Consider the following 19022-nt stretch of genomic DNA (forward strand, 5'->3'; position numbering starts at 1 on the left):
AAATTTATATTCTGAAAAAAGCAATTCAATACATGGTAATAAGTGCACTCGCATTTACATTATTAAATGTATTTGTAAAATCACTGAAAGATTTTAGCGTATATCAAATTGTATTTTTTAGAGCGTTAGGCTCTTTGTTTTTTACAATTCCTTTCTTGCTGAAAAATAAGATTTCATTACTAGGAAATAAAAGAGGTTTAATGATTATGCGGAGCCTTGTTGGGCTCATTTCTATGACCTTGTTTTTTATGTCTATAAAATACATCGCAATGGGAACAGCAGTTTCCCTACGATATATAGCTCCAATTTTTGCGACTGTTTTTGCGTTATTTATTTTAAAAGAAAAGATTAAACCTATTCAGTGGCTCTTTTTTACAATCGCTTTTGCAGGTGTTTTAATTTTAAAAGGTTTTGATGATTCAGATATAGAAATTGTTGGTGTATTATTAGCGTTAACTTCAGCTTTATTTGCGGGATTTGTTTACATCTTTATTCGTAAAATAGGTAATGCAGATCATCCTGTGGTAATCGTGAATTATTTTATGATAATCTCTGCAGTAATTGGTGGCTTATTATCAATTAATAATTGGATAACGCCTGTAGGTAAAGAATGGCTTATTCTAATGAGTCTTGGCGTTTTTGGCTATTTTGCACAGTTGTACATGACCAAAGCTTTACAAGCCGGAGAAACAAACCAAGTAGCACCTTTAAAATATCTCGAAGTGATCTTCACAATAATTATAGGACTCATTTGGTTTAAAGAAGTGTACACCATCTGGAGTATTGTAGGCGTATTATTAATAGTTACAGGTTTAACCTTAAATGTTGTAACTAAGAAAAAAGCCTAATATTAAAATAATTCCGAAGCAATAGCCTTTACGTTATCACTTTTTCCCATAGAGTAATAATGAAGCACAGGTACACCAGCTTCTTGTAATTCTTTCGATTGTTGTATTGCCCATTCAACGCCAACTTGTCTCACGTCTAGATTGGTTTTACAATCGTCTACAGCATCAATTAAATCTTCTGGTAAATCAATTTTGAACACTTGTGGTAATAGTTGTAAATGGCGTTTTACAGCTAAAGGTTTTATACCTGGAATTATAGGAACATTAATCCCTTCGGCTTTTGCAGCTTTTACAAATTCGAAGTATTTTTTATTGTCAAAAAACATTTGGGTTACTACGTAATCTGCTCCTGCATCTACTTTTTCTTTAAGACGTTTTAAATCTGTTTTTAATGAAGGTGCTTCTAAATGTTTTTCTGGGTAACCAGCAACACCAATACAAAAATCAGACTTATCATCGGCTTCAAGAACATCGTGTAAATATTGACCTTTATTAAGATTTTGAATCTGACTAACCAAGCCTTTTGCAAATTGATGACCACCATCGCAAGCTTTAAAATATTGTTCATGTTTCATAGCATCGCCTCGTAAAGCCATTACATTATTTAAGCCTAAATAATGGCAATCTACCAACAAGTATTCTGTTTCTTCTTTTGTAAAGCCACCACAGAGTACATGTGGAACCGTATCTACATCGTACTTGTGTTTTATTGCTGCACAAATACCAACAGTTCCTGGACGCATACGCGTAATTTTACGATCTAAAAGCCCTTGTTTTTCAATATAAAGGTATTCTTCTCTCGAAGTTGTCACATCTATAAAAGGTGGATTGAATTCCATTAATGGATCAATGTTATTATAGAGTTGTTGTATGCTATTTCCTTTTCTAGGTGGAATTATTTCAAAAGAAAATAAGGTTTTTCCGTTAGCATTTTTTATGTGGTCTGTTACTTTCATGTTTACTTCCCACGAAAGTGGGAATCTTTTTAATTAATAATATATTTATCGGTAGATTCCTGTTTTCACAGGAATGACAGTTAATCCGCAATATTAGGACTCAACCATTTTGTTGCCTCTTCATTCGAGATCTCTCTGCGTTTACTATAATCTTCAATTTGGTCTTCTTTAATTTTTCCTAAACCAAAATATCGAGCTTCAGGATTACCAAAATAGTAACCACTAACACTTGCCGCTGGCCACATGGCTAAACTCTCTGTAAGTTTTACGCCAATGTTTTCTTCAACTTTTAGAATATCCCAAATGGTTTTCTTTTCTAAATGGTCTGGACAAGCAGGATAACCTGGTGCTGGGCGAATACCTTTATAGCTTTCTTTAATTAATTCATCGTTAGAAAGGTTTTCGTTGTTGGCATAATTCCAATGTTTTATTCTTACTTCCTTGTGTAAATATTCGGCAAAGGCTTCGGCTAATCTATCCGCTAAAGCTTTTATCATAATGGAATTATAATCATCGTGTTCTGCTTCAAATTGTGCTGCTAATTCTGCGGTTCCAAAACCTGTAGAGACACAAAAACAGCCCATATAATCTTGTTTGTTGGTTGTTTTTGGTGCAATAAAATCAGCTAGAGCAATATTGGGTTTGCCTTCTGATTTTTTGGATTGTTGACGAAGGGTTAAGAATTTATAGGTTTGTTCTTTGTTCTCGACTGCGCTCGAACTGACAGATGAAATCTCAATATCATCATCATTTACAGTATTGGCTTCAAAAAGCCCAAAAATTGCTTTGGCTTTAAGCAGTTTTTCATCAAAAATACGTTTCAATAACACTTGTGCATCTGCGAATAATTCTGTGGCTTGTTCCCCAACGATATCATCTGTTAGAATGGCTGGATATTTACCATGTAAATCCCAACTTCTAAAAAATGGTGACCAATCAATAAACTCTTCAAGTTTATTAATATCGAAATCTTCTATAATTTGAATCCCTAATTGTTCAGGTTTTACAATTTCAGAAGTATTCCAATCAATTTTGAATTTGTTTTTACGAGCATCAGCAATCGTTAAATAATCCTTTTTCTTGGTACGTTTTAAGAATTGCTCTCGGAAGGCATCATACTCTTCTCTAATTTGATTTTTATAGATTTTACTGTCTTCCTTAAGTAAATCTCCAACAACGGTTACCGCTCTTGATGCATCATTAATATGAACCACAGTATTGTTGTAATGTGGTGCGATTTTCACAGCGGAATGCGCTCTAGAGGTTGTTGCGCCACCAATAATTAATGGGATTTTTACATTCTGTTTCTCTAGTGATTTAGACACATAAACCATTTCATCAAGCGAAGGTGTAATTAAACCACTCAACCCAATGATATCCACGTTTTCTTTTATAGCTGTTTCAATAATTTTTTCTGGTGGCACCATCACGCCAAGATCAATAATTTCATAATTATTACAACCTAAAACTACGCTCACGATATTCTTTCCAATATCATGCACATCGCCTTTTACGGTTGCCATTAGTATTTTACCTGCGAATTCTTGTTTACCATCTTTTTCAGCTTCAATAAAAGGTTGCAAATAAGCCACGGCTTTTTTCATTACTCTTGCCGATTTTACCACTTGCGGTAAGAACATTTTACCACTTCCAAATAAATCGCCAACCACATTCATACCAATCATTAAATGCCCTTCGATGACTTCAATAGGTTTCTTTGAAGCTAAACGTGCTTCTTCTACATCTTCCAAAATAAAAGCATCAATTCCTTTTACTAAAGCGTGTGTAATTCTATCTTGTAAAGGGTCGCTTCTCCATTCTTGTACTTTATGGTCTTGCTCTTTTTTCTGACCTTTTACAGATTCGGCAAAATCTAATAAACGCTCAGTAGCATCATCGCGTCTATCAAAGAGAACATCTTCTACGCGTTCTAATAAATCTTTATCAATTTCATCATAAACTTCAAGCATCGTTGGGTTTACAATCCCTAAGTTCATGCCGTTTTTAATTGCGTGATATAAAAATGCGGAATGCATCGCTTCGCGTACCACATTATTTCCTCTGAATGAAAAAGATACATTACTCACACCTCCAGAAACGTTGGCATGTGGTAAGTTTTCACGAATCCATTTGGTAGCTTCAAAAAAGTCGAGCGCATTTCTGCGATGCTCGTCCATACCTGTAGCAACCGGAAAAATATTTGGGTCAAAAATGATGTCCTGAGCAGGAAATTTTAGTTCGTTGACTAAAATGTGATACGAACGTTTACAAATTTCAATACGTCTCTGGTAATTATCAGCTTGGCCATCTTCATCAAAAGCCATAACCACAACAGCAGCGCCATAACGTTTTATCAGTTTAGCGTGATGCTTAAATAGCGTTTCGCCTTCTTTTAAACTGATAGAATTAACGACACATTTACCTTGCGCCACTTGCAAGCCAGCTTCTATAATTTCCCATTTAGAACTGTCAATCATCAACGGAATTCGAGAAATATCGGGTTCTGATGCAATGAGATTTAAAAAGGTTGTCATGGCATAAACACCATCTAACATCCCTTCATCCATGTTTACATCTAGAATTTGTGCGCCTCCATCTACTTGGTCTCGTGCAACTTCTAAGGCTTCGTCGTATTTTTCTTCTTTTATTAGTCGAAGAAATTTACGCGAACCAGTGACGTTGGTACGTTCACCTACATTAATGAAGTTTGATTCTGGCGTCACAACCAGAGGTTCAAGACCAGAAAGTGTTAGGTATTTTTTATTTTGAGTCATGTGAGTCTTTTCAAAGTGGATTCCTGCTTATGCAGGAATGACAAGTTTTCTCGGTTTATATTTCTGAGCTACATCAGCAATCGCTTTTATATGCTCAGGACTAGTGCCACAGCAGCCGCCAATGATATTGATAAGATTATCTTTTAAGTAGTCTTCAATATAGCTTTGCATTTGTTCTGGTGTTTCATCATATTCTCCAAAAGCGTTTGGTAAACCTGCGTTGGGATGTGCTGAAGTGAAAAACTCAGTTTCGTCTGATAAGCGTTGTAAATATGGCTTTAATTGTTGCGCGCCAAGTGCACAATTAAAGCCCACACTTAATAGCGGAATATGAGATACTGAGGTTAAAAATGCCTCAACGGTTTGCCCAGATAAGGTTCTACCAGAAGCATCAGTAATCGTCCCAGAAACCATAATTGGAATATCAATATGACGTTCCTCTTTGACTTCTTCAATCGCAAATAAAGCAGCTTTAGCATTAAGCGTATCAAAAATAGTTTCAACCAAAAGCATATCAACACCGCCATCAATTAGAGCTTCTACTTGTTGTTTGTAAGCAACGCGTAATTCGTTAAAGGTTATAGCTCTATATTCTGGTCGGTTAACGTCTGGTGATAAACTTGCTGTTCGGTTTGTTGGTCCAATACTTCCAGCTACAAAACGTGGTTTTTCAGGATTCTCTTTTGTGAATTTATCAGCAACTTCTCTCGCGATTTTAGCAGATTCAAAATTCAACTCATACACTAAATCTTCCATGTCGTAATCAGCCATGGCAATGGTAGTCCCAGAGAAGGTATTGGTTTCAACGATATCAGCTCCAGCTTCAAAATATTTAGCATGAATTGTTGCTATAGCTTCGGGTTGCGTTATGGATAATAAATCATTGTTCCCTTGCAAAGGCGATGGGTAATCTTTAAAGCGTTCGCCTCTAAAATCTACTTCAGAGAAGCTATATTGCTGAAGCATTGTTCCCATGGCACCATCGAGAACTAAGATTCGCTTTTGTAATTCGTCTTTAATATTTGCCATTAGTTTAATGCTTGTTTTAAATCGTTAATAATGTCTTCAGGATGTTCTAAGCCAACTGAAATTCTAATTAAGCCAGCTGTGATTCCTGTTTCTAAACGGATATCTTCTGGTATTTTAGCATGTGTTGTTGATGCAGGATGTGTCACTATAGTTCTTGTATCTCCTAAATTTGCAGAAAGCGATAATAGCTTAATAGAATTTAGAAATTGTCTTCCGGCTTCAATGCCGCCTTTAATTTCAAAGGCCACTATGCTTCCACCTAATTTCATTTGTTTTTTTGCCAATTCATATTGTGGATGTGATTTTAGAAATGGATATTTTACCAGTTTCACGTTATCATGACTTTCTAAAAACGTTGCCACTTTAAGAGCATTATCACAATGTCTATCGACTCTAACAGGTAAGGTTTCTAAACTTTTAGATAACACCCATGAATTAAAAGGTGATAATGCTGGTCCGCTGATTCTAGCGAATAAATATATTTTTTGAATTAATTCTGCACTTCCAACGGTTACTCCTCCTAAAACTCTGCCTTGTCCATCCATTAATTTTGTAGCAGAATGGATTACCAAATCTGCACCGAACTTTATAGGTTGTTGCAAATAAGGCGTTGCAAAACAATTATCAATAATAAATAAAAGGTTGTGTTTTTTTGCAATGTTGCCTAAACGTTCTAAATCTAAAATATCTACTGCAGGATTTGTAGGACTCTCAGCATAAATGACTCTGGTATTCGGTTGAATTAGGCTTTCGATATCATCTAATTCATCAATTTTAAAATAGCTAGTTGAAATCTTCCACTTTGGTAAAATGTTATTGAATAAGGTTTGTGTAGAACCAAATATGCTTCGAGATGAAATAATATGATCATCGGAATCTAACAAAGCTCCAAAAGTAGAAAACACTGCAGACATACCAGAAGCAAATGCATAACCACGTTCTGCGCCTTCCATTTTACAAACTTTTTCTACAAATTCTGAAGAGTTTGGGTTAGAGTAACGACTGTATATGTTGCGTTCTTTTTCGTCTGCAAATGATGCGCGCATATCTTCAGCATCTTCAAAAACGTAGCTCGATGTTAAATACAATGGGCTAGAATGTTCTAAATATTGTGAACGCTCAATTTGGGTTCTTATGGCTTCTGTTTCTATGTGTTTTGAACTCATTTTATTTTTTACTAAATAATTCAAAATCAAATCGTCTTTATGAAGACGTGTAAATAAAAAAATGTTATAAGAAATTAAATTACCATGATGAGGTAATTAGGCTTGGTTATCTATCCAATTAAACGATAAATGAATCGTTAATTACGTAGAATTTAGCACCTTCTTAATAAGTTTAAGGGTTGCTAAGGCTTCAATGGGTCTAATCCCTCTGCCTTTCTGGATAACATCTCAATAAGTTATTTGAACTTTGTGAAGTACAATATTCCGAAAGAAAACGACAAAAAGCAAATTATATTCACTTTATTTAACAAAATCATATTATGTTTTAATTGTAACTTTGAGGAATCCCAAAGAATTAATTATGTTAGATAATTTTTGGTTTAATGTTCAATATGGCATGAACCATGTTTTAGATATCAATGGTTACGACCATGTACTTTTTTTAATGGTATTAGCAGTACCTTACCTTTTTAAAGATTGGAAGCGTGTACTTTTACTTGTTTCAATGTTTACTTTAGGTCATACACTATCTTTAGTTTTAGCGGCTTATGGTATTGTAGGTGTTAACGGAAAATTAGTTGAATTTTTAATACCTGTAACCATATTGGCTGCTGCGATTTATAACATTTTTACTTCAGGAAAGAAATCAAAATCCACCAAAGCAGGCTTATTATTTTTTACAACATTATTCTTTGGTATTATACATGGATTGGGCTTTGCAAGAGAGTTTAAAATGTTTTCTGGCAAAAGTGAAAATAGATTAGAACTCCTCGTTGAGTTTGCACTTGGTATTGAATTAGCCCAAGTTATTATAGTGTTTATTGTCTTATTTATAGGTTTTTTATGCCAAACCATCTTTAGAGTCTCTAAACGCGATTGGGTTTTGGTGCTTTCTTCAGTAGTGGCAGGTTTAGTGATTCCTATGATAATTGGTAGCGAATTATTCAGTAATACTTAAAGTTTGGTTAAAATTTAAGGAGAGTAAATTGGTTATAAAATACTAAGCGTTTATATTCGTTCCTTACAAGTGTACTTTTTTAAGAATATTTTTAATGCCAGACACTAAACAATTACGTTACGATAAAGCTTATTTACGCATTGCTAAAGAATGGGGAAAATTATCTCATTGTAAACGCAAACAAGTTGGCGCGCTTATTGTAAAAGATAGAATGATAATTTCTGATGGTTACAATGGTACACCAACAGGTTTTGAAAATTATTGCGAAGACGACGAAGGATACACAAAATGGTATGTATTACATGCTGAAGCTAACGCTATTCTTAAAGTAGCTTCGTCCACACAATCTTGTCAAGGAGCTACGTTATACATTACATTATCGCCTTGTAAAGAATGTAGTAAATTAATTCATCAAGCAGGTATTGTAAGAGTAGTTTACCATCAAGGTTATAAGGATGATTCTGGGATTAAGTTTCTTGAAAAAGCGGGCATTGAATTAGAATTTATTGAAGATTTAAAAGAAGATTCCCAATCATAGGGGAAATATGGCTACAAAAAACAAATACATACCACTAATTATTGGTGTTGCTATTGCAGCTGGTGTTATTATTGGTGGAAGATTAAATTTTACAGATACTTCAGATAATCTTTTTTCAACAAATAGCAAAAAAGATAAACTCAACAGATTAATTGATTATATAGATTACGAATACGTAGAAGAGGTAAATACAGATAGTATTGTTGATGTTACAGTGAATGGCATATTGAACAATTTAGATCCACATTCATCATACATACCTAAAGAAGATTTAGAACGAATTACCGAAAATATGAAAGGTAATTTTGTAGGTATAGGAATTAATTTTTATCCGTATAAAGATACCATTGCCGTCATAAAACCTACGGAAGGAGGTCCGAGTGAACGCGCTGGTATTATGAGTGGCGATCGTATTCTGTACGCTAATGGAGACACTATTTATGGTGAAAAATTTGATTACGATTTAATTGGTGAAAAGCTAAGAGGCAAAAAAAACACCTATGTGAACTTAACGGTTTATAGAAAGGGCGAAGACGATTTGCTTGAGTTTGAAATAAAACGAAAAGAAATACCAATTAAAAGTATAGATGCAGCTTATATGCTTACTGACGACTTAGGGTATATTAAAATGAATCGTTTTGCAGAAACTACATTTACAGAATTTAAAGATGCCTTAGAAGAACTTAAAGATTTAGGTGCAACTAAATTAACTTTAGACCTTAGAGATAATCCTGGTGGTTTTTTAGGAATTGCAGAGCAAATTGCAGACGAATTTTTAGAAGATGATAAATTGATATTGTTTACTAGAGATAAAAAGGGAAGAGAGGAACGTACGTATGCTACAAGGCGAGGCGATTTTGAAGACGGTGAAATCTTTATTCTTATTAATGAGAATTCGGCATCTGCGAGTGAGGTAATTGCAGGCGCACTTCAAGATAACGATAAGGGAACAATAGTGGGAAGACGTTCTTATGGAAAAGGATTAGTACAGCGCGAAATGTCTTTAGGTGATGGAAGTGCAGTTAGATTAACGGTTTCTAGATATTATACACCAACTGGTCGCTCTATACAAAGACCTTATGTAAACGGTGGAAATGAAGATTATTATAACGAATATTACAAGCGTTTAAGAACAGGTGAATTAGCAGAAGAAGAAAGTATTGAGGTTGACGATTCGTTGAAATTTACAACACCTAAAGGAAAAGTAGTTTATGGAGGAGGAGGCATCATACCAGACGTATTTGTACCTGTAGACCGTTTATTTGATAATGAAACCATTAATTACCTGAGAAGACGAGGACATTTTGGTTATTTTGTATTTGAAGAACTAGATAAGGCTAGAGCTTTATATGAAGATGTTTCTAAATATGACTTTATTAATAATTTTGAAGTGAGTGACGATATTGTTGTAAGATTTGAGGAGTATGTCAACGAAAGAGAACGAACAAATATCACTTTTGTAGCTTATAACGACGAAATAAGACGCATAATAAAGGCGACATTAGCACGACAATTATTTGATGATAATGCTTTTGAAGAAATAATTAATAAGGAAGATATTATGGTACAAGAAGTTATTTTACTTAGTACAGAATATCCAGATAGCACACAAGATTAAATCCTATATTTTATCGTGCACTTTAGTATGCTTACCGTTATTCCATAGTGTTAATATATCAGTAGCAACATGCGCTCCACTTCCGCTAGCTATAGCAAATTGACTACGCCAACCTGCTAACGTACCAGCAACATATAAGTTTTTATCAATACGATGGTCTGTGTTTTTTAACCAGATTCTATCTTTTTCTAATACAGCTCTAGGATGTGGTTCTATATAAGGTTTTAAACCATCAATATGCATTAAGCTGGTATATCCTACAGCAACAACTACAATGGTAGAAGTGTAACTATTTCTATTAGTTTCAATAATAAAGTGCTCATCTTGCTTAGTTACCGACAGTACTTTTTCTTTATGAATTTGGTTGACGTGAGGATATAATTTAGTCAATTGCTCTAAACCATCATTTAGAATATCTGCACCTAAAGTTCCTGGTTTTAATCCAAGAACATTATTAAATAATGCATTTTGCAAGTGCGATGTTTTTTGATGGGTTATAATTGCAATGTGTTTGTTTTCTGCAAAAGGTTTGTTTTTTGCAGAGCCTAATACTAATGCACAAGATAAACCTGCTGCACCAGCGCCAATAATTAGTGTGTTGAACATAGAAATAGATTATAAAATTAATTTTTAGTTATATGAAACATAACTTATTTTTATTCTTAATTCATTATACCTAACAAATAGAGATTATGAAATTTATAAAGAACTTATTCTCATTTATATTTTGTTTAGTCATTTTAATGACTTTTTACAGTCATAAAAGTACAGAGAAACGTGAAAAGTTTTTTAAAACTAACATAGCCGTAAATTTAACTTATAAACAAGGAAATAGGAAGGATAGTACAAATCTCGTGTTTACTAAAAAATTGTATAATGAATATCTTATTAAAAGAAGATCAAATTTGCCCATAGATTCAATTATGACATTGGCTGAAAAAATACTTATAAGTTATGAGAACGTGGAGCAGAAAGATATCACCTATGCTTTCAAACTTTATAAAGATATTTGGGGATTTTACGAAGATATTGGTGATCATGCCAATGCTATAAAATGCATGGAAGATTTTATAACTTTTTGTAATACAGAAAATGACTTAGATATAGAATTGATACTAGAGACCTATAGTGTACTGATTAATCAATTATTATACACTGGTCAATGCGATAAAGCTATCGAAAGTGTTTTTATTCCAGCTTTTAATATTATTGATAACAGCCTTGAGGAAGATTCTTCTAAAGAGAAAAAGGAATCTCTATTACTTTCTAAAATAAATATGCAAACACCATACTTATTATGTGCGCGCCATTTGGGAGATGGAGATATGCAGAGAAGAATATTAAGATATTCCGAAAAACTTGTCAAAGAAAAGCATGATGATATTCTAAATTACAATCTCTATAAAGCAGATTTGTTAGGTATGATGACAAGTACATACATCAGAATGGGAGACTTACCAAAGGCGCATATTTTCCTAGACCTTTATGAGAAGTATATGGTACCAGTAGATATTATTGATGATATTCTTGTAAGTTTTAGAAAATTATATTTGTTTTCTAAATCAAAAGAAAAAGATAAATTTTATAAAGAGCTAGATGAGCTAAAAAGATTATATGCTATAGCTCTAAAGCAGTTTCCTCCAAATACAGAAGAGTACTTTTTGGCTATAGGTAATATGGCAAATGCGCTTCAAATTCAAGGATATTTACACGAGAATATTAATCCAAAAGATCCTGAAATTCCACAAATATTTCATAGCGCAATAGATTTAATTAGTCATTTAGACTATGATGCGCATATAAATCCATTGAATGCTTACGATGGCTTAATCACATTCTATAATCGCAAAAAACAGAGTGATAGTGCTTATTACTATTTAAAGAAATTTAAGACGATAGCTATAGAATTAAATTCGCTTCATAATATTAGGAGTGCTGAAATTTATACGATTGAAAATTATCTTTTAGATAAAGATTTCAAAAAAGTAGATAGCCTACTAAAAGTTTATTTAAGTCAACTAAAAATTAATAATCTCGACAAAGCGCTGTCTAACAATGATGATATTAAAAATATTATAGCAGACTCAAATACTATTCAACGTTTAATGAAATTGGCAGATATTTTTAACACTTATTCTCAATCTAATTTAGACTATTTAAAACCTAAGAGTAATCAACTTTATATTTTAGCAGCAATTTTATTAAATAAACTAAAGTTAAATCAAGGTTTCAATCCTAATGAGATTAAATTACTTAAAGAAATAAATGAAGGTATTTTAGCCACTCGAGTAAGATCCTTAGAGAATGATAACGTTATTATCAGAATTTTAGAGGGAAATCAATCTCTTGAAATGCTACAGAAAAATGAAAATAAGGATATAGTTATGAATCGAGATAGTGATTTAAAACTATTGATTGATCAACGTGAAAAGGCAACTAGAAAACTCTTTAAAATTACAAAGCAATATCAAAATAAAGTAAACAATACTAGTATAACTGAAAATGAAACGTATTTAAAATTTGTTAATTATAGAGATAGTGTTAATTCAATAATCAGAGAAAAATATCCAAAATATGTTTTTTACACCTCACCGAGTTTTGATTTAGAGACTTATCGTTCTTCTTTGGTTAGCGCTTCAGCAGTTTTAAGATTTTATGTAACAGAGACCAAAATTTATGCATATTTAATAACTAATGAAGAACTTAAATTTTATAAACTTGGAGAACGAGAAACGTTGAATAATCTTATTGATAACTTTACAAAATCAATAATATCAAAAGATGAGATATTTAATGAAATTAATGCTATTAAGACTTATTTAAAGCCAGTCTTTGATGATTCTGAGCCGTATTCTATAATAAAAATTATACCTCATGAAGAGCTTAACTTTTTGCCATTTGAAACTCTATTAGGCTCCGACTTTTTAAACAGTGAGAAAGCCATAAGTTATAATTCATCTTTAGCTTTAGATACAAAGCGAAATAAAAAAGCAGATAAGATCTCTATTGTTGCTTACGCACCAAAATACTCTAGTAAAAATAGTAGTAATTCTAAAGTAATAGCTAATGTAGAGCGTTCTGGTAGTTATGAGCTACCAAATGCTTATGAAGAAGCTTATTTTATTACACAATTATTTGATGGTCGTTTATTTAGTGGTAAAGATGCAAATAAAGGGAATTTTATTGCGCATGTTGATGACTACACATTGGTGCATTTAGCGATGCATGCTACCGTTGCTAATCCAGAATCTAATGAGGAGGCAATGCTATTATTCTCAGGAAGCGAAGAGACAGATTATATGAGTATTAAAGATATTTATAACCTACAATTGTCGTCTAACCTTACTACACTGAGCGCCTGTAGCACTGCTTATGGAGACATAGATCCAGTTGAAGGGGTTTTAAGCCTCTCTAGAGCTTTTCAATATGCAGGCAGTGATGCTACCTTAACAAGTTTATGGCGAGTTCCTGATAAAGAAACCTCTTTAATAATGAAGGAGTTTTATAAGAATTTAAAACAAGGACAACAAAAGAATGTAGCCCTTAAAAATGCTAAACTACATTACTTAAACAATACTGAAGACCCCAATTTAAAGCACCCTTATTATTGGGCAGGTTTTATATTAACAGGTGATACTTCGGCAATTATTGAACCAACCAATTTATCGTGGACTTATGGCATTATTTGTTCTGCTATACTATTAATAATCATTCTTATTATAAAAAGGCGATTAAAACCGAAGTCTTAATCGCCAAGTCTAAAACTTTAAAGTTGTGAATTACTGCTTTAAAAATTTTAAAGTGCTATGTTTCCCATCCTTAAGTTTTACAGACAGTAAATAAGTGCCAGATGATAAATCGTGTATAGAAATATATCCAAAATTTGAATTTATAGTTTTGATTTCTCTACCATCCATAGAAAAGATAACTACTTCATTAATATTGTCTTTATTAGAAATAGCAATAGAGTTTGAACTTGGGTTGGGATATACTTTTAATTTATTTGAAATATTTTCTTGCTCTAAAACCGATAGCAGGTTGGTATCTACACTCCATAAATTTAGACCTTGATTTGAAAAATTACCTTCTGGAGTAACGTCTGCTTTAAAAAGGAGTTTGTCATTAATATTGAAAAATGATTCTGGATAGCTACCTGTTGAGGTTTGATTTATAGTTGTGTGTAAAACTGTTCCTGTTGTCGTTCCATCAGATGTCCATAATTCTCTATGTAAATCTGGATCTGTATTTCCGTCGTCGTCATAATATACTGCTTGAAAATAAAGTTGATCACCTCCGTTTCCCAGGTCATTTTCAGATAAGTTAGATAGTAATCCATCTTCTATTCCTGGAACGATATCTCTTGTTAAGTGTGTACCGCTAACAGTTCCGTCAGTACGCCAGAGTTCATAACCATGTGTATCATCTTGAGCAGCAAAAAATAAGATGTCGTTTGTGCCTTTAAATACATCAGCATAATTAAGATTGCTAACTAAAATTGTGCTTCCAGCTGTAGTTCCATCTGTTTTCCAAAGATCTACTTTGTTAAATGAAGCATCGTAAGCTGTAAAATACATATGATCTTTATAAATATGAAAAGGCGTTTCAGAATTATCATGGCCTCTAAGGTTGAGGAAGATTATAGTACCTTCTTCTGTTCCGTCGGTTTCCCAAATATCATTTCCTAATTGAAAATAAGCTTTACCATTGAAGCTTGTTAACCCGTTTATAGAGGCATTACCGTTAGGATTGATGTCTTTAACTAAATTCGTGCCAGTAGTTGTGCCATCTGTTACCCAAATTTCCTTGCCATTACTGCCATCGTTGGCTATAAACACTACTTTGTTATTAGCTATTTTAGAGAAGTAAATTGGAGCGCTAGAATTTGAGCCTGGATTAATATCCTTAACCATAGTATGGTTGTTCGGTGTTCCATCGCTAATATATAATTCGTAGCCTGTTGCTTGTGAGCCATGACTAAAAATAAAATTAGTATTTAGTACAGCCATTGTTCTATTCTCTATAGCTAAATATGGAGATTCATTTGTTGCTTCTAAGAATGTGACGCTTGTAGTTCCGTCTGTTTTTAAGATTTTAGAAATACCGAGTTCATTTATTAAATAATAGAGTTCATTGTTAAACACAAACATTGCTTGAGCACTGTAAATGTCATCTTCATTATCAATGAAATCTATGGTCTCAGTTGCTGTGCCATTTGTTTTCCAAAGTGTTGTACGCATTAAGTATGTTGAGGTGGCTGCAGTAAAATAATGATATCCGTTAAATTCTATTCCAGGACTTACTGTGCGGTTAGTTTCACTTGTGGTACTTACAGTCTTGAAAAAACTAGCTTGTGCATTTATGGATATAATGAAAAGTACATTTGAAAATATTAGGATGTATAAGTGTTTCATAATAAATTGATTTTAAAAAAAATAGGAGGTTTTAATCTTTATTGAATGCTCAAAGCAGTTGCGATGTAATTACATACTTTGAAGAGTCAGTTTTTACACTTTTGAAAAATTGAGGTTTAGAATAAGTAGTGGTTTTTTCATATAATGTAGCATTAATAAGTTGTTGGTTTCTTATTAATGACAATGATGATAAAAAGTAAACTTATTTATTTTATTTTTTTAAGAATATCTTTGGCAGCCTTGTGTTTAAACGAGTTTTCTGCGCTTATAATTTGTAGTAAAATTTTAGCCTCTGTTGTATTATTCGTTTTTAAATAAGCTAAGGCCAAATACCAATTAGTATGCATTTTCAATTTATCTGTAACACCTTCTCGTTTTTTAAGAAGAGTAATTGCACTGTCGGTTTTGCCTAATTGTAATTGACAAATGGCATGATAAAATAAATAATAAGGCGTGTTGGTAGATTTATACAATGCCTCAAATTTTTGAGAGGCTAGATTATAGTTTTTAGCATCGTAATAGTTAAAAGCCTCAATTTTGGCATTTTTAGTTTGGTTGCCTCGAGATGCTGGCGAAATGATATTTGGGTAAGGCTCAAAATAATTAGCAAATAGTTGCTCATTAGTAACGCGGTTTGATGGTTGTAGCAAGCTAAAAATGCCTAATGCAATAATTAATGATGCTGCAATTGCAATAGCATAAAATTTAAACTGTTTTTTAGGTGATTCTAATAGTTCTAGCTTTTGTTTAAGCTCGTCTTTTTTTACAGAAATAATAGCGGTTTTCGTCTGTTCTTCAAATTCAACTTGCTTTTTAAATTCATTATCATTTGTCATTAATTCAATAAACAAGGCTTTTTGTTTGGTATTGAGAGTACCATCGAAATAGTGTGCTATAAATTCTTCTCTTTTCATATCTATGCATTTACGAGTTGTTTTAGTGTTCTTAAACATCTCGACTTTAAGCTTTTTACGACATCTGTGTTGTCGTAGTTTTCAATTTCTTTAATATCATTTAATGTTTTTCCTTTGAAATAAAAAAGTTCTAAAATACGTTGACACTTCTTTCCTAATTTTTTGAAATTAGCTTTTATTAGCTGTTCTCTTTCTGATAATAGTTCATTTTCTAAAGTTAAATCATCAAGTGTAATCTCCTCATTAATTGGAGTATCTATAATTTTTAATTTAGAGTTAGCTCTCAGGTATTCATATATTTTAAACTTCCCTATGCTAAATAAGTAGGTTTTTATACTACTTGTAAATTCTGATATTTTTCCATTCAATAGATTTTCATAAAGTGTTAAAAAACTCTCTTGATAAATATCTATTATTTCATTTTCTTTTAATGAGAACTTTCTACCAAAGGCAATGAAATCATCTTTATAATTTTTATAAAGCAGTTCAAAGCTATTATTCTTATCCTTCAAAAGATCTTTTAGTGTAGGTTCTTTTTCCATTAATGTTACATAAGCTAAAAAGTAAACTCAAAGTTAGAGAAAAAGAATTGCAATGAAATTAAATTTGGATATCTAATATTATGATGTTTACATTTTTAGAAAACTTTCATTAATAAATAAATTAGTTAAATTAAATTCTATTTTAAAATGAAAGTATTAAAATCAATTTTATGCATGGTATTAGCAATTGTCATAGCGTCTTGTGGAGATAATGATAATTCGTCTCCAAATTCTGTTAATGATAATTCTTTTTATTCAAAAATTAATGGCTCAGATTACAATCCTGAATTTGTAAACGGTTTTATTACAGTTCAAGGCTCCACAATTTCTATCTCTGGTAGTGAGGCTAACGGTAATAATGTTGTTATTAATTTTCCTATTAGTGCAAATGCAGGCGATTCATACACTGTAGAGGGTTTACAATTGGTAGCAAGCTATGATGATAGTAATGGTGATGGTTTTATATCATCAGAGGGTAGTTTAACCATTACGGCACATAATGTAGAAGCCAGAAAAGTTTCTGGTACATTTAATTTTGTAGGAGAGGCTCTTTTAGCTGGTGGTACTACATATACTTTTACCGAAGGTTCTTTTGATGTCACTTATACATCGTTAAACTAGTATAAGAACACCAGTTTTACAAGCCTAAATACTAAGTTTTAAATTAGTTATTTAGGCTCTGTTTTTTTTGAAAGTTTCTCTATTTTTTTAGATATCCTTAAAATTTGTAACAGTATAATTGCACAAAGTGCTGTAATAATTGTGATTAATGCCGTTTGACTTTCTCCAGTTAATAGAGCATCAAAATTTAATTTAGTTGTATTAAAAATGATAAGTGCTACTGCAATTACAGTTAGTATAATTGTGAAAATTTTCATGATTAATTTTTTAAGATAACAATTCTTTAATATTATGAGCAAATAATTTTACAGCAATCGCTAGTAAAATTACGCCAAAAACTTTTCTTATTATTTTAATACCATTAGCTCCAATAAAATTTTCGATTTTAGATGAAGTCTTTAATACAATGTAAATTAAAATAACGTTGCAAATAACAGCAACAATAATGTTTTCGATCGCAAATTCTGCACGTAAAGATAACAATGTTGTTAAACTACCAGGTCCTGCCATTAGAGGAAACGCTAATGGAAACACAGAAGCCGTCATAGCATCGTGGTCATCGTCTTTATAAAGAGTTACGCCTAAAACCATTTCTAGTGCAATAAAAAAGATTACAAATGCACCTGCTACAGCAAAAGAATTGACATCAATACCTATTAGGTTTAAGAGACTTTTCCCTACAAATAAAAATATAATCATAATGACACCAGCAATGATAGATGCTTTTTCACTTTGTATATGACCAACTTTTTGTCTTAAATCCATAATAATAGGAATGTTACCTATAATATCAATAACTGCAAAAAGTACCATAAAGGCTGTAAATATTTCTTTAAAATCGAATTGTAATTCCATATTAAAATGTGTTTTAGAATATAAAAATAGACTTTAAACTGCTGTTTTTTAGTGCTTTAAAATCAAATAAAACCTTTAGGGTCTCAAATTTTTTGCAAAGGTGCGACATTATTGGAGATATGCAATATTAATTGATGATAAATAACATTTCAACTTTGAAATAGTTTAAGTTTAAGTATTTTTACAACATGTTTCAACTCGGAAAAACTATTGTCTCAGAAGACATCATAGAAAAGGATTTTGTCTGTAATCTTTCAGCATGTAAAGGCGCTTGTTGTATTGATGGAGACGCAGGTGCGCCTTTAGATAAAGATGAAGTAAAAATACTTGAAGATATATATCCTAAAGTAAAACCATTTTTACGTAAAGAAGGCATTGAAGCTATTGAAGCACAAGGTACATCTGTTGTTACTGCTTTTGGTGACTTGGAGACACCATTAATTAATGGAGCGGATTGTGCTTATGTTATTTTTGATGAGAAAAAAACGGCACTTTGCGGCATTGAAGAAGCATATAACCAAGGAGAGATTACTTGGAAAAAACCAGTGTCTTGTCATTTATATCCTATAAGAGTTAGAGAATATACTGAGTTTTCTGGTGTTAATTACGATAGGTGGGAAATCTGCGATGATGCTTGTACTTTGGGGAAAGAATTACAAGTGCCAATTTACAAATTTGTAAAAGAAGCTTTAATTAGAAAATTTGGAGAAGATTGGTATGCTGAATTAGAGAAAGTTGCCGATGGTTATAATCGTAAGTGATTAATATTTTCCAATTAGTTGTGTTCCATCT

17 protein-coding genes and 1 riboswitch are annotated in these 19022 nt (G+C 32.3%); of the genes, 7 read left to right on the forward strand and 10 right to left on the reverse strand.

Annotation, left to right across the window (positions count from 1 at the left end):
* Window positions 1-8 precede the first annotated feature (8 nt).
* A complete protein-coding gene (locus Q0891_RS02575) occupies window positions 9-848 on the forward strand; it encodes a DMT family transporter (protein WP_367179555.1) in 840 nt (279 codons plus the stop codon).
* A gap of 2 nt (window positions 849-850) precedes the next feature.
* Here the strand turns inward: Q0891_RS02575 and metF are convergent, their stop codons facing one another.
* From metF to Q0891_RS02595, 4 genes are all read right to left on the reverse strand, one after another.
* On the reverse strand, window positions 851-1804 hold the full coding sequence (gene metF / locus Q0891_RS02580) for a methylenetetrahydrofolate reductase [NAD(P)H] (protein WP_299098501.1): 954 nt from the start codon (window positions 1802-1804) through the stop codon (window positions 851-853).
* Between the two features lie 80 nt (window positions 1805-1884).
* Complete coding sequence (gene metH, locus Q0891_RS02585; RefSeq protein WP_299098502.1) at window positions 1885-4578, reverse strand: methionine synthase; 2694 nt, start codon at window positions 4576-4578, stop codon at window positions 1885-1887.
* A 27-nt stretch (window positions 4579-4605) separates the two neighbouring features.
* On the reverse strand, window positions 4606-5607 hold the full coding sequence (locus Q0891_RS02590) for a homocysteine S-methyltransferase family protein (protein ID WP_299098503.1): 1002 nt from the start codon (window positions 5605-5607) through the stop codon (window positions 4606-4608).
* Complete coding sequence (locus Q0891_RS02595) at window positions 5607-6773, reverse strand: aminotransferase class I/II-fold pyridoxal phosphate-dependent enzyme (RefSeq protein ID WP_299098504.1); 1167 nt, start codon at window positions 6771-6773, stop codon at window positions 5607-5609. Before Q0891_RS02595 ends, Q0891_RS02590 begins: the two co-directional genes overlap by 1 nt.
* A gap of 103 nt (window positions 6774-6876) precedes the next feature.
* A riboswitch (SAM riboswitch) is annotated at window positions 6877-7000 on the reverse strand.
* A gap of 134 nt (window positions 7001-7134) precedes the next feature.
* On the opposite strand from Q0891_RS02595, the gene Q0891_RS02600 reads away from it, so the two are divergent.
* The 3 genes from Q0891_RS02600 (at window position 7135) to Q0891_RS02610 (ending at window position 9887) form a co-directional block, all read left to right on the forward strand.
* The gene (locus Q0891_RS02600) at window positions 7135-7731 is read left to right on the forward strand and encodes a HupE/UreJ family protein (protein ID WP_299098505.1); all 597 of its coding nucleotides are present in this window, start codon (window positions 7135-7137) and stop codon (window positions 7729-7731) included.
* A gap of 94 nt (window positions 7732-7825) precedes the next feature.
* Window positions 7826-8269 (forward strand): dCMP deaminase family protein, encoded by a 444-nt coding sequence (locus Q0891_RS02605; RefSeq protein ID WP_299098506.1) that lies wholly within the window; start codon window positions 7826-7828, stop codon window positions 8267-8269.
* A gap of 7 nt (window positions 8270-8276) precedes the next feature.
* Window positions 8277-9887: a S41 family peptidase gene (locus tag Q0891_RS02610; protein ID WP_299098507.1), complete on the forward strand. Its 1611-nt coding sequence runs from the start codon at window positions 8277-8279 to the stop codon at window positions 9885-9887.
* A gap of 3 nt (window positions 9888-9890) precedes the next feature.
* Here Q0891_RS02610 and Q0891_RS02615 read toward each other — a convergent pair whose 3' ends face one another.
* Entirely contained in the window at window positions 9891-10493 is a 603-nt protein-coding gene (locus Q0891_RS02615; RefSeq protein WP_299098508.1) for an FAD-dependent oxidoreductase, read from the reverse strand.
* An 86-nt stretch (window positions 10494-10579) separates the two neighbouring features.
* Between Q0891_RS02615 and Q0891_RS02620 the strand changes: the two genes are divergently transcribed.
* Window positions 10580-13636 (forward strand): CHAT domain-containing protein, encoded by a 3057-nt coding sequence (locus tag Q0891_RS02620; RefSeq protein ID WP_299098509.1) that lies wholly within the window; start codon window positions 10580-10582, stop codon window positions 13634-13636.
* A gap of 30 nt (window positions 13637-13666) precedes the next feature.
* Here Q0891_RS02620 and Q0891_RS02625 read toward each other — a convergent pair whose 3' ends face one another.
* The 3 genes from Q0891_RS02625 to Q0891_RS02635 all read right to left on the reverse strand — a co-directional run bounded on the left by Q0891_RS02625 (window position 13667) and on the right by Q0891_RS02635 (window position 16754).
* Window positions 13667-15298: a T9SS type A sorting domain-containing protein gene (locus tag Q0891_RS02625; RefSeq protein ID WP_299098510.1), complete on the reverse strand. Its 1632-nt coding sequence runs from the start codon at window positions 15296-15298 to the stop codon at window positions 13667-13669.
* A 206-nt stretch (window positions 15299-15504) separates the two neighbouring features.
* Entirely contained in the window at window positions 15505-16212 is a 708-nt protein-coding gene (locus Q0891_RS02630; protein ID WP_299098511.1) for a hypothetical protein, read from the reverse strand.
* 2 nt (window positions 16213-16214) lie between these two features.
* Window positions 16215-16754, reverse strand: a complete 540-nt coding sequence (locus tag Q0891_RS02635; RefSeq protein ID WP_299098512.1) for a sigma-70 family RNA polymerase sigma factor — start codon at window positions 16752-16754, stop codon at window positions 16215-16217.
* Window positions 16755-16901: 147 nt separating this feature from the next.
* Between Q0891_RS02635 and Q0891_RS02640 the strand changes: the two genes are divergently transcribed.
* Window positions 16902-17375, forward strand: a complete 474-nt coding sequence (locus tag Q0891_RS02640; RefSeq protein ID WP_299098513.1) for a DUF6252 family protein — start codon at window positions 16902-16904, stop codon at window positions 17373-17375.
* 47 nt (window positions 17376-17422) lie between these two features.
* Here Q0891_RS02640 and Q0891_RS02645 read toward each other — a convergent pair whose 3' ends face one another.
* Window positions 17423-17632, reverse strand: a complete 210-nt coding sequence (locus Q0891_RS02645) for a hypothetical protein (protein ID WP_299098514.1) — start codon at window positions 17630-17632, stop codon at window positions 17423-17425.
* A gap of 10 nt (window positions 17633-17642) precedes the next feature.
* On the reverse strand, window positions 17643-18230 hold the full coding sequence (locus Q0891_RS02650) for a MarC family protein (RefSeq protein ID WP_299098515.1): 588 nt from the start codon (window positions 18228-18230) through the stop codon (window positions 17643-17645).
* 188 nt (window positions 18231-18418) lie between these two features.
* Between Q0891_RS02650 and Q0891_RS02655 the strand changes: the two genes are divergently transcribed.
* A complete protein-coding gene (locus tag Q0891_RS02655) occupies window positions 18419-18991 on the forward strand; it encodes a DUF3109 family protein (RefSeq protein ID WP_299098516.1) in 573 nt (190 codons plus the stop codon).
* Window positions 18992-19022 lie beyond the last annotated feature (31 nt).

This window comes from uncultured Winogradskyella sp., assembly GCF_947498005.1.
In the GTDB taxonomy this organism is placed as follows: Bacteria; Bacteroidota; Bacteroidia; order Flavobacteriales; family Flavobacteriaceae; genus Winogradskyella.

Coding starts and splice junctions, on each gene's coding strand:
- metF (WP_299098501.1), bottom strand. CDS start 1,804: ATGAAAGTAACAGACCACATAAAAAATGCTAACGGAAAAACCTTATTT.
- metH (WP_299098502.1), bottom strand. CDS start 4,578: ATGACTCAAAATAAAAAATACCTAACACTTTCTGGTCTTGAACCTCTG.
- Q0891_RS02590 (WP_299098503.1), bottom strand. CDS start 5,607: ATGGCAAATATTAAAGACGAATTACAAAAGCGAATCTTAGTTCTCGAT.
- Q0891_RS02595 (WP_299098504.1), bottom strand. CDS start 6,773: ATGAGTTCAAAACACATAGAAACAGAAGCCATAAGAACCCAAATTGAG.
- Q0891_RS02600 (WP_299098505.1), top strand. CDS start 7,135: ATGTTAGATAATTTTTGGTTTAATGTTCAATATGGCATGAACCATGTT.
- Q0891_RS02605 (WP_299098506.1), top strand. CDS start 7,826: ATGCCAGACACTAAACAATTACGTTACGATAAAGCTTATTTACGCATT.
- Q0891_RS02610 (WP_299098507.1), top strand. CDS start 8,277: ATGGCTACAAAAAACAAATACATACCACTAATTATTGGTGTTGCTATT.
- Q0891_RS02615 (WP_299098508.1), bottom strand. CDS start 10,493: ATGTTCAACACACTAATTATTGGCGCTGGTGCAGCAGGTTTATCTTGT.
- Q0891_RS02620 (WP_299098509.1), top strand. CDS start 10,580: ATGAAATTTATAAAGAACTTATTCTCATTTATATTTTGTTTAGTCATT.
- Q0891_RS02625 (WP_299098510.1), bottom strand. CDS start 15,298: ATGAAACACTTATACATCCTAATATTTTCAAATGTACTTTTCATTATA.
- Q0891_RS02630 (WP_299098511.1), bottom strand. CDS start 16,212: ATGAAAAGAGAAGAATTTATAGCACACTATTTCGATGGTACTCTCAAT.
- Q0891_RS02635 (WP_299098512.1), bottom strand. CDS start 16,754: ATGGAAAAAGAACCTACACTAAAAGATCTTTTGAAGGATAAGAATAAT.
- Q0891_RS02640 (WP_299098513.1), top strand. CDS start 16,902: ATGAAAGTATTAAAATCAATTTTATGCATGGTATTAGCAATTGTCATA.
- Q0891_RS02645 (WP_299098514.1), bottom strand. CDS start 17,632: ATGAAAATTTTCACAATTATACTAACTGTAATTGCAGTAGCACTTATC.
- Q0891_RS02650 (WP_299098515.1), bottom strand. CDS start 18,230: ATGGAATTACAATTCGATTTTAAAGAAATATTTACAGCCTTTATGGTA.
- Q0891_RS02655 (WP_299098516.1), top strand. CDS start 18,419: ATGTTTCAACTCGGAAAAACTATTGTCTCAGAAGACATCATAGAAAAG.